The organism is Amycolatopsis sp. lyj-112 (assembly GCF_046549055.1).
Lineage (GTDB): Bacteria > Actinomycetota > Actinomycetes > Mycobacteriales > Pseudonocardiaceae > Amycolatopsis.
In genome coordinates this window covers 412,775-423,414 of the sequence record NZ_JAJPWS010000003.1, presented here as the reverse complement: position 1 = coordinate 423,414, position 10,640 = coordinate 412,775, and the positions used below count along the sequence as shown (strand labels likewise).

The 10,640-nt window shown below is 68.1% G+C and carries 11 protein-coding genes; 9 read left to right on the top strand and 2 right to left on the bottom strand.

Going from position 1 to position 10,640, the window contains the following annotated elements:
* Window positions 1-5: 5 nt before the first annotated feature.
* From ACLJRL_RS14025 to ACLJRL_RS14010, 4 genes are all read left to right on the top strand, one after another.
* Complete coding sequence (locus tag ACLJRL_RS14025) at window positions 6-1,934, top strand: type VII secretion-associated protein (protein ID WP_410656573.1); 1,929 nt, start codon at window positions 6-8, stop codon at window positions 1,932-1,934.
* An 18-nt stretch (window positions 1,935-1,952) separates the two neighbouring features.
* A complete protein-coding gene (locus ACLJRL_RS14020; protein ID WP_410656572.1) occupies window positions 1,953-2,315 on the top strand; it encodes a hypothetical protein in 363 nt (120 codons plus the stop codon).
* A 231-nt stretch (window positions 2,316-2,546) separates the two neighbouring features.
* Window positions 2,547-2,867, top strand: coding sequence for a WXG100 family type VII secretion target (locus ACLJRL_RS14015; protein ID WP_410656571.1), 321 nt, complete (start codon window positions 2,547-2,549; stop codon window positions 2,865-2,867).
* 55 nt (window positions 2,868-2,922) lie between these two features.
* Entirely contained in the window at window positions 2,923-3,207 is a 285-nt protein-coding gene (locus ACLJRL_RS14010) for a WXG100 family type VII secretion target (protein ID WP_410656570.1), read from the top strand.
* A 134-nt stretch (window positions 3,208-3,341) separates the two neighbouring features.
* On the opposite strand, the gene ACLJRL_RS14005 is transcribed toward ACLJRL_RS14010, so the two are convergent.
* Together ACLJRL_RS14005 and ACLJRL_RS14000 are read right to left on the bottom strand one after the other, a co-directional pair.
* Window positions 3,342-4,082: a DUF4333 domain-containing protein gene (locus ACLJRL_RS14005; RefSeq protein ID WP_410656569.1), complete on the bottom strand. Its 741-nt coding sequence runs from the start codon at window positions 4,080-4,082 to the stop codon at window positions 3,342-3,344.
* Between the two features lie 47 nt (window positions 4,083-4,129).
* The gene (locus ACLJRL_RS14000) at window positions 4,130-5,023 is read right to left on the bottom strand and encodes a hypothetical protein (protein WP_410656568.1); all 894 of its coding nucleotides are present in this window, start codon (window positions 5,021-5,023) and stop codon (window positions 4,130-4,132) included.
* 275 nt (window positions 5,024-5,298) lie between these two features.
* Here ACLJRL_RS14000 and rplM point away from each other — a divergent pair, with 275 nt between their 5' ends.
* From rplM to ACLJRL_RS13975, 5 genes are all read left to right on the top strand, one after another.
* Window positions 5,299-5,751, top strand: a complete 453-nt coding sequence (rplM, locus tag ACLJRL_RS13995; RefSeq protein WP_101612195.1) for a 50S ribosomal protein L13 — start codon at window positions 5,299-5,301, stop codon at window positions 5,749-5,751.
* A gap of 110 nt (window positions 5,752-5,861) precedes the next feature.
* Complete coding sequence (rpsI, locus tag ACLJRL_RS13990; RefSeq protein WP_410656923.1) at window positions 5,862-6,314, top strand: 30S ribosomal protein S9; 453 nt, start codon at window positions 5,862-5,864, stop codon at window positions 6,312-6,314.
* A 250-nt stretch (window positions 6,315-6,564) separates the two neighbouring features.
* Window positions 6,565-7,899: a phosphoglucosamine mutase gene (gene glmM / locus ACLJRL_RS13985; RefSeq protein WP_410656567.1), complete on the top strand. Its 1,335-nt coding sequence runs from the start codon at window positions 6,565-6,567 to the stop codon at window positions 7,897-7,899.
* A gap of 136 nt (window positions 7,900-8,035) precedes the next feature.
* On the top strand, window positions 8,036-8,344 hold the full coding sequence (locus tag ACLJRL_RS13980; protein WP_410656566.1) for a type VII secretion target: 309 nt from the start codon (window positions 8,036-8,038) through the stop codon (window positions 8,342-8,344).
* On the top strand, window positions 8,344-10,626 hold the full coding sequence (locus ACLJRL_RS13975; protein ID WP_410656565.1) for a hypothetical protein: 2,283 nt from the start codon (window positions 8,344-8,346) through the stop codon (window positions 10,624-10,626). The genes ACLJRL_RS13980 and ACLJRL_RS13975 overlap by 1 nt, the downstream gene beginning before the upstream one ends.
* The last annotated feature ends 14 nt before the right edge of the window (window positions 10,627-10,640 follow it).

Genomic DNA, 10,640 nt, shown 5'->3' with positions numbered 1-10,640 from the left:
GGCTTGTGACAGTGCGGGTTGCGGTGGACTTCGGGACATCGAGCACCTGCGTAGTCGCTTCGATCAACGGCCGCGAGCCGCAGGTCGTCGTGGTCGACGGGCAGCCTCTGATGTCGTCGGCGGTCTACGCCGCGCCGGACGGGACGCTGTTCGTCGGGCAGGAGGCGGAACGGCAGGCGGCGGTGGACCCGTCGCGCTACGAGCCGAATCCGAAGCGCCGGATCGACGAGGGCGACCTGTTGCTCGGCGACAACGTCCTCCGCGTGACCGACGTCGTGAACGCGGTGCTCAAGCGAGCGGTGACCGAGGCGCGCCGGCTGGCCGGTGACGCCGAGGTCGAGCTGCTGGTGCTGACCCACCCGGCCGATTGGGGCGCGACCCGGACCCGGCTGCTGCGGCAGGCGGCGGCCGGGCTCGCCCGTCAGGTCGCCCTGGTGCCGGAGCCGGTCGCCGCGGCGGTCTACCACGCCGCGACCTTCGCGCCCGCCGAACTCAACTCCGAGCGCACCGTCGAGTTCAGCGGCCGCCCCGGCGACGCTCTCGCGGTGCTCGACCTCGGTGGCGGCACCGTCGACGTCTCCGTGGTCCAGCGCATGCCCGGCAGCCCGGCGGATCGCAGTTCGCCCGCTAAACGCGCCGGGTTCCAGGTGCTGGCCACCCGGGGAGACCCGAGCTTCGGCGGGGCCGACGTCGACCAGGCGCTGCTCGAACACGTGGGCTCCCTGGTGTCGTCCGTCGACCCTCCGGAGTGGCGGAAGCTGGTCGAAGGCCGCGAGCTCACCGACAGGAGGCGTCGCCGCGTGCTGCGGCAGGACGTCCGCGGTGCGAAGGAAACGTTGTCGCGGCATGCGTACACCGACGTCCCGATGCCGCCGCCGTTCGCGGACGCCCACGTGACCCGGGAGGACCTCGAGCGGATCATCGCGGGCCCGCTCGGCCGCGCCGTCGAGCTCACGGTGGCCGCGATCGGCGAATCAGGGCTGCGACCGAAACAGCTGACGGCGATCTTCCTGGTGGGCGGGTCCAGCCGGATCCCGATGGTGTCGCGGCTCGTGCACGAGCGGACCGGTGTCGTGCCCACGACGCTGGACCAGCCCGAGACCGTGGTGGCGCGTGGCGCGCTGCGCGCGGTCCTGATCGACCCGGACCGGACGGGGTCCCTGGCCGGCTCCGCCGTCTCCCGTCTCGGCGGTGCCCCCGCGCCCGCCGAGACCCCCCGCCCGCCGTTCGCCCCGCCTCCCGGCCCTCGACAGCAGCAGGTCGCGTTCAGCCCGCAGAACGCAAGTCGGCAGGGGCCGCCGTCGCCGCCGAGAGGGCAGCAGCAAGGGGCACCGCCGCCGTGGCGGCCCGCCGAGCCGTCACGCGACCGGACGCCCGCCGAGCGCGGCGGCAAGTCCCGCAGGACGCCGTGGCTCATCGCCGGGGCCGTGGCCGTCGTGGCGGCCGTCGTCGGCGGAGTCCTTTTCGCGGTCAACAGCGGGGAGGACGAACCGGAAGGCAGGCCGCTCGCCCAATACGACTACCGCTTCATCGCGCCGCTGGACTGGACGCAGACCGACGATCGCGTCGCGGACCGCCAGGTGGTGATCCATCCGAGCGATTCGCTCACCGGGGACGACCTCGTGGTCGCCCAGGAGAACGTGATGGACTACGACGCGACCGCGGACAGGCAAAAACTCGTCGACGAACTGAGCGCCTTGGCAGCCGCCAAACCCGCGAAATACAGTGGTTTCAACGGTTCCGCGACCTACGCTGGGAAAACGGTCGTCTACTACCGCGAGACCAAGGAAAGAGCGCGCGTCGACTGGTACGTCGTCGCCCAAGGAAAGGTCCGCGTCCACATCGGTTGCCAGTACGGCACCGGCTCGCCGCTGGAAAAGCGGGTGAGCGCCGCGTGTGAGCAGGTCGTCAAAACGATGGTGGTCGTCACCTGAAGGGGGAGGCAAAGCATCATGCCACCCGAACCCGAGACCGCCGCGGAGAACTTCGCGCGCACAGGGCGCGACGCGGTCACCTATGCCCGTCAGGTCGCCCGCACGGCCAAAGCACGTTACGAACGCCGCCGGGGCGAGAACGCCGATCTGGCGAAGCAGTTCGGCAAAGGACGGCTGGCGGGCGCTGACACCGCTCCCACACCGAGCGTCGTCCGGAACGCCGCCAAGCGGTTCCGTGCGGGCACCGGTTTACCGGTCCCCACGCTGCCGCCGGCCGCCGATCTGGTTCCCCCTCGGCCGGAACCTGCTCCCCGCAGGCCACGTGTGAGTGATGACGACGAGGACTTTTCGCAGTCGCGAATCATGATGCGCGGCGATTGACAGATCGCTGTGCGATTGCGAAATCGCGTGGTGAGGGGCCGTTTTCGAGGGTGATTCGCGGTGGCGCGAAGCGTTGCCGTCGTTCGGTTCCCCTCCGGAGCGTTCACGCAAGCAACTACTTGAAAGTAAACCGCGACAAGGCGGAACCAGGCATGGCAATGTCTCCGTCGTAGGTCCGTACGAAACGAACACACCCAGTGCGGATAACCACGAACGAAGGGGGTAGCTCTCATGGCTGCTGGTTTTCAGGGAAGCGTCGAACAGTTCACCGAGGCGGAGAAGCGCGTGACCGAGGTCCGCGTCTCGATGGACCAGAACCTGGGCAAGCTTCGCGAGAACATCGAAGCCACCCGCGCCGGCTGGTCCGGCGACGCGGCGCTCGCGTTCAAGAACGTCATGGACCGCTTCGACACCGCGGGTAAGGGCCTCAACCAGGCCCTCCAGAACATCGGTGACCTGCTCGAGCAGGCCGGTTCGAAGTACAACGCCTCCGAGCAGCAGCAGCAGGAGCTCATCAAGTCGGTCAACTCCGGCTTCGGCGTGCTCGGCTGATCACGGCTCCACCCTCACCTAACCAAGACTTTTTTCTTATCTCACTGGAGGAAACATGGCCGAGATGAAGGTCGACTATGCCACGATTCACGCGGCTGCCGACGACTGCAAGTCCACTGGCGGCGAGCTCGAAGCCCTCTTTGGTCAGCTGAAGCAGGACCTTTCGCCGCTCGTCAACACCTGGGACGGTGACGCGAAGACGGCGTACCTGGCCGCCCAGCAGGAGTGGGACAACAAGTTCGACGAGCTCAAGCAGCTTCTGGCGCAGGTCGCCGGCGTTCTGCCGCAGCTGGCTGACGGCTACCAGGCCACGGAGCAGGGCGTTACCGGCCTGTTCTGAGTCTTCCGGCTCCGAACGAACAGCGGCGGGCAGGCACCTTCGGGTGTCGGGCCCGCCGTTTCGTTTTGCCCGCACGAAAAAAGCCGCGGCCCGGAATGCGGTTCCCGGCCGCGGCTTTCGCCGTTCCACGCTGGTCAGTGCGGGGCACCGACCTCGAATTCCGGAGTGGTGTTCAGGACCCGGACGGTGACTTTCTTCTGCTGTCCGGAGAGTTCGACGGAACAGTCGAACGTGGTCCCGTTTTCGACCGCTTGCCCGGACGGGCATTTCGCGTTCTTCACGTCCGGTTCACCGTAATTCTCGTTGAGCACCCGGACGACGCCGTCCTGGACCGACTTCTGGTCGAGGGTGTCCCCGGCGAACGCGCCGAGAAGCCACGCTCCGACGCCGCCCGCGACCAGGACGGCCGCGGCGATTCCGCCGATCAGCAACGTTTTCTTCGACGCCTTGGGCTTTTTCCCGGTTTCGCCGCCGAACGCGCCGAGTCCGCCGTACTGCGAGGACGGTGCCGGCTGGAATCCTCCGCCGTACTGCCCCTGCGGAGGCGTGCCCGGAACCTGGTGCTGTGCCTGCCAATCCTGCTGAGGCGCGGGCTGCTGCTGTGGCGGCTGGCCGGGTTGCTGCCATCCGGTGCCCGGCGCGGGAGCCCCGGTCTGCTGCCACGGCCCGGAAAACGAGCCGGTGACGCCCGGCTGCGCGGACTGCTGCCACTGCCCGGTGTAGGAACCGGTGGCCGCCGCGTTGGGGTCGGCTTGCTGCCACTGACCGGAATGCGGCCCGGTGGCCTGCCCGCCCTGGTGCTGGTTCGCGGGATTCGCCGGCGGCTGCCACCACTGTTGTGGCTGGTGCGGCTGCTGTTCGGGAGGCTGGCTCATCGGTGGTCACCCCGGGGCGTCAAGGACTTCAGAGAATCGGTCATCGCTCAGACACCGTTCAAAGCGTCGAGACGGCGGTAGAAATCGTCCCGGGCGGCCTTGTCCGGGAGCACGGTGATCTGCGCGGCGTCGGCCGGCAGTTTCGGCATGTCCTGCGAACTCGCCTTGCCGGTGAAACGGAAGTCGTAGCGCAGCTCGACCTTGTGCCCGCCGCCCTCGATCTTGGCGTCCATCACGATCTGGTTCAGGGTGCCGTCCGCGTTGAGGGAGACGGTGGTCTTCACCGGCGCCTTCTTCAACTCGCCGGTGATCGCGCCGCTGATCGACGGCGGGAGGATCTCCACCCGGCGCTCGAGGAATTTGCCGAACGGGACGTCGGCGGTCAGCTCGATCCGCTTCTCCGGAAGGCTCCTGGCGCCCTTCACGATCTTCTTGTCCGCGTTGTAGGCGACGGCGATCGCGTCGGCCATCTTGCAGGCGGTGATGATCCCGCTCCACGCGCAGGGCTGGACCAGACCGGCGGCGGGCTTGAGCATCGAAATCCACGGGGTCGGCGCGAGGCTCTTGTAGGCGGGCCCGAGGTAGGCGTATTCGACGGTCCCGTCGGCCGGGGTGTACCAGTCGATGCTCTCGTCCGGGTTCTTCTGCGAACGGTGGCGGCTGACCCGGCTTTCCGGCGAACCGGTGCGAGCGGCGCTGATCGTGCTGCGGATGTACTTCTCGTCGAACCGGAAGTAGGCACCCGATTCGCTGGTGACGTCACGCAGATCGCCGATGGTGTCCTGCAGCTTGTTCATCGCCGTTTCGAACTTCGTGCCGACGTAGGTCGCCGCGTCGTCGCCCTTCGGCACGGCGCTGCCGGCACGTGCCTGGCCGCACGCGGTGGTGAGCGCCAGCACGGCGCCCAGCACGCACAAGATGGTCGTTGGCCGTTTGTTCATCGCCGTTCCCCTGAATCGAGTCCCCGCGCGCGGTGCGCGTCCGGATCGTCTCATCCTCTCCCGCCAAGGCCGATGCCGTGGGCGGTTCCGCCACACCGGCGGGGTACAGTTGCGAGGCGCCCGCCGGGCGCCGGCCCTAGTATGGGACCCCGGACCTACCCCGCTTCGCAGGCGGGTCGGGCGTGGGGGTATCTTCATATGTCGTTGTGCGCTGCGGCGCGTAAGCGCTAGGCCCGCACAGAACCCACACGCAATGTTGACGACGAGGTAGACCCTTGCCCACGTACAGCCCCAAGCCCGGCGACGTCACTCGTGCCTGGCACGTCATCGACGCCGAGGATGTCGTGCTCGGCCGGCTCGCGACAGAGGTCGCCACGCTGCTGCGCGGCAAGCACAAGCCGACCTTCGCTCCGCACGTGGACACCGGTGACTTCGTCATCATCGTCAACGCCGAGAAGGTCGCGCTCACCGGTAACAAGCGCGAGCAGAAGTTCGCTTACCGGCACAGCGGTTACCCCGGTGGTCTGCGCAAGCGCTCCTTCGGCGAGCTGCTCGACACCAAGCCCGAGCACCTGCTCGAGAAGGTCGTCAAGGGCATGCTCCCGAAGAACAAGCTCGGCCGCGCCCAGGGGAAGAAGCTCAAGGTCTACGCAGGCCCCGAGCACCCGCACGCCGCACAGCAGCCGCAGGCGCGCGAGATCACCAAGATCGCGCAGGTCGCGCAGTGAGTGAGGAACAGTCTGTGACCAGCACCGAGACCGCGACCGAGGCCGTCGAGGCCCCCGCGACCACGGAAGCCCCCGCCGTCTCGGAGGCCCCCGCGGCCACCGAAACCGCAGTGGCCCCGGTCGAAGCCGTCGCGACCAGCGAGACGCCGGGCGCCGCGCGCCCGTCGCGTGCCGCCGGTGGCAACGCCCAGACCGTCGGCCGCCGCAAGGAGGCCGTCGTCCGGGTGCGTGTCGTTCCCGGTACCGGTGAGTTCAAGCTCAACGGCCGCACCCTCGCGGAGTACTTCCCGAACAAGGTGCACCAGCAGCTCATCCGTGAGCCGCTGGTGACGGTCGACAAGCCCGACTCGTTCGACATCTTCGCCAACCTGCACGGTGGCGGGATCTCGGGCCAGGCCGGTGCGCTCCGCCTCGCGATCGCTCGCGCGCTCGTCGAGGTCGACGCCGACGACCGCCCGGCCCTGAAGAAGGCCGGCTTCCTGACCCGTGACGCTCGCGCCACGGAGCGGAAGAAGTACGGCCTCAAGAAGGCCCGTAAGGCTCCGCAGTACAGCAAGCGCTGATTTCGCGCTCTGGCGCAACCCACGGAAGCGCCCATCCGTCTCTCGGATGGGCGCTTCCGTGCTTCCAGGGTCCCGCCGTTCTCACGGGCCCTGCTGCCCCATCGGTCCCACCTGCCCCACGCGTGCGCCTTTAGCTGCCTAATCGCGCTCCGCGCGTCGCGATTTGCCCGCGAAAGGCGATCCGGGGGTATGGGGAGACACGGGCGTGAACTCGCTAGGTTGTCGTGGTGGTTTTCAAGGAGGTCGACAGATGGCTCGTCTATTCGGTACCGACGGCGTACGAGGCCTCGCCAACGAGGAGCTGACCCCGGAGCTGGCGCTTTCGCTCGCGGCCAGCGCGGCCCGAGTCCTCGCCGCTCACGACCGCTCGCACCGCCCGGTCGCCGTCGTCGGCCGTGACCCGCGCGTCAGCGGTGAGATGCTCGAGGCCGCCGTTGTGGCAGGTCTCACCTCCGCCGGCGCCGACGTCCTCCGCCTCGGCGTCCTTCCGACGCCCGCCGTCGCCTACCTGGTGGGCACGCTCGAAGCAGACCTCGGCGTGATGATCTCCGCCTCCCACAACCCCATGCCGGACAACGGCATCAAGCTCTTCGCCGCAGGTGGCCACAAACTTCCCGACGGGATCGAGGACGAGATCGAGGCCGGTCTCTCCGAGCCCGTCGCCCGCCCGACCGGTCTCGGTGTCGGCCGCGTCCACGACGTCGCCGACGCGGGTGAGCGCTACATCCAGCACCTGCTGACGGCCACCCCGCACCCGCTCGCGGGCCTGCGCGTCGTCGTCGACTGCGCCAACGGCGCCTCTTCCGTCGTCGCCCCCGAGGTCTACCGGAAGGCCGGCGCCGAGGTCATCGCGATCCACGCCGAGCCGGACGGCGTCAACATCAACGACCACTGTGGGTCGAATCACCCCGACGCGTTGTGCGCGGCCGTCGTCGAGCACGGCGCCGACCTCGGGATCGCCCACGACGGTGACGCCGACCGCTGTGTCGCCGTCGACGCCTCGGGTGAGCTCATCGACGGCGACCAGATCATGGCCGTCCTCGCCCTCGCGCTCGCCGAGTCCGGGGAACTGACCAAGAACACCTTGGTCGCGACCGTGATGAGCAACCTCGGCCTGCACCTGGCCATGCGCGCGCACGAGATCAACATCGTCACCACCGCCGTCGGTGACCGCTACGTCCTCGAGGAGCTCCGCGCGAGCGGCTTCGCCCTCGGCGGCGAGCAGTCGGGCCACGTCGTCCTCCCCGCGTACGCGACCACCGGCGACGGCCTCCTCACCGCGCTGCGGGTGATGAGCCGTATGGCCGTCACCGGCAAGTCGCTCGCCGACCTCGCCGGTGTGATGAACCGGCTCCCGCAGGTGCTGGTGAACGTCCCCGTGGCGGACAAGGCGGCGGTCGCCGTCTCGGTCGCCGTCCGCGATGCCGTCGATGCCGTCGAGGCCGAACTCGGCGAAGAGGGCCGCGTCCTGCTGCGCCCGTCGGGCACCGAACAGCTGGTCCGCGTCATGGTCGAGGCGCCCGCGCACGACACCGCACAGGCGGCCGCGGACAGGCTCGCGGGAGTCGTCTCCTCCGCCTCGTAAGGCGTCTCACGATCCTCTGAAGTCGCTGCGCCCGCGTTACCGGCCCGGTACATTCCGTGTGCGGGTCACGGCACCGAAACGGCGCCGCCCGCGTCTGATCATGGACTGGACGCGGGCACTCAGGGGAGGGTGAAGGGTGACGAGCAAAGGGCACAAGGTCGATCCTGCGCAGCTGAACGAGGCTGCCAAGGTTCTGCAGGATCTGCCTAAGCAGGCGTGCGAGGGGCCGATCGCGGCGGTGGAGCAGGTCACCCTGACGAGTGACAGCTTCGGGCCGGCGCACAAGGATTGCTTCAAGGGATATTCGGAGGGCATCCAGCGGCTGGCGAAGTGCGCGCGGAGCTACCTCGCGGCGTCCGACGAGTTCGGCCGGAAACTGGCGGCGTCCAAGGACCTCTATCAGTCCAATGAGGACGCGAGCGCCGGTGAAATGAGGAAGCACTGATGGCTCTCGGCAGTGAGACGTCGTCTGGAATGCCCGCCAAGCAGGACGTCGAGCAGATCCTCAACGACCCGGGCGTCGAGTCGGAGTTGAAGCGCAGGCTCGCGCTCCAATACATCGATCACCTCCGGGACGACAAGCCGCTGAATCACGATTTCCCCGACGTCAAGTCGCGCCAGGAATACGCGAGTCACCTCAAGTCTCTCAACGACAACTGGATCACCGAAGACGATCTGAACGGCAACAGCGGTAGTGCCTATTCTGTCTTGGACGCCTATAAAGACGCGAAGGCCGCGTACGACAAGGGTCAGGAAGCGAACAAGCAGACCGATCGGAAGACCCTCGACGAGGGAGCCGCCAAGACCCAGGAGATCGCCGGACGGGCGACCGAAACTGATCCCGGCTGCGCGAATTCGAACGAAATCCTGAATCCGGGACTTGCGGCCTTCAAGGTCTACGAGAACTTCCATCCGCTGTACGTGCAGGCGGTGCACCTGGTCGGCGGTGGCGCCGTGGTTTCGCTCGAGGAACTCCGGCGGCTCTACCATGAACAGGACAACATTCCGTTCGATCTGTTCAAGGCCAGTGCCGACGAGTTGATGGCCGTGAGCACCGCGATCAGTGGCTCGGCCGGCGATGTGTCGGGAAAGCTGAAGTCCTCACTGGGGTCTTGGGAAGGCATCGCGGCCGAACAGGCGCAGACATATCAGAAGGCCTATGCGGACAAGACCGCGCTGGTCGCCGACGCATTCAAAGCGGCGAGCGAAGGACTGCTTCGCGTCAATGGTTCACTCGGCCGGTTCTGTCAGGACAAGGTCGGCTGGCTCCAGCGGTGGTTCACCGAGACGGTGGGAGAAGCCACCGTTCACCACATCGCGGGCCTCATTCGGCTGGCCAAGGGCGAAGGCGGGCCGGCCGACATCATGCTGGCCATCCCCATCCTGGGCTTTTCCACCGACGAATTCATTTTCAGTGAAGAAGCCCGAAACGAAATACAGAAGCAGGCCAAGAGCTGGCTCAAGGAAGCCTTCGTTCCTTGGTTCGCCGAACACATCGGAAACTTCCAACTGGTCTGCCAGAACACGCGCGACGCGATCAACGGCGCGTGGAAGGCGTACTCCGATTCGCTCGGTCAGGTCGCCGAAAACCCCTATGGCGATTTGGGTGAAACTCCCGAGACAGGCGGCGAGAAGCCGGTCGAAAAGGGAGGCGGCGAAAAGGACACCGGCGGCAGTGGCCCTTCCACCGGTGGCGGCGGGAAAATGGGCGGCGGTGGACAGATGCCCCCGCCGAGCGCCGTCGAGTACAAGCAGCCCGAACCTCCTGAAATGCCGGGGCAGGAGAAGAACCCTGTCACCGACAAACCGCTCGACGTCGACCCGGTGACGGGAGAGCCGTATCCGATCGATCCCCGCACCGGCGAGGCGATCAAGGACGCCACCCGGCCCGAGACGATGACGGTCGAGCAAGGTGACCGCAAGATCTCCCTGGCCGAGCCCGGCGCCGACGGGAAGATGGAGATCTCCGTCCAGGACGGCGCGGGTCAGGCCAAGGACTACGACCTCGATTTCGGGGATGGCAAGGCGGTCCCCGGAACCGGGGAAGCGGCCGGTGGCCTGGTGCATCGGGACACCGCGGAGCGGCTGGATCAGCAGGCGGCTTCGCGACCGACCGCGGGCCAGACCTACCAGCCGGGGCCGGACGGCAAGATCCACATCGAGGACGGCGGCCTCAAGATCACCGCGGAACGCCCGGGAGGCCCGGAGGGGCCGACCTTGGTGACCGTCGACGACGGGTCGGGGCAGCCGACGAAGTACACCCTCGGCGAAGACGAGACAGCCGAAGACGAGGAAGCCGACGTCCGTCAAGCGAGTCCGGACGCCCCCGCCCAGGCGGGTGGCAGGCATGCCGCGGCGGCGGACGGAAGTTCCGAATCGACGAGCGCCCAGTCCTTGAGCGACCCGTTCGCCGGCGAGGACAACGGCCTCGGTGACGCATCCGACCCGGCTGGGACGGGTGGTGGCGCGGCCACTCCCGCGCAGCCGACCGGGCTCGGCTCGGCGCCTGGCGGGGGAGCCCAGGAACCGGCGGCGGCCGGGGCGGGAATGATGGGCGGCATGGGCATGATGGGCGGCGGAGGGGCCGGAGCCGGGCAGGGTTCCGGCGAGGACCAGCAGCGCACGTCCAGCGGATACCGCGTCGACGGAGGGCTTTTCGACACCGCGACGACGGGCAGCCGGATCAGCGGCTCGCTCGACGACGATGGCGTCATCGGCTTCCGTTAGCGGCCAGGGAGAGG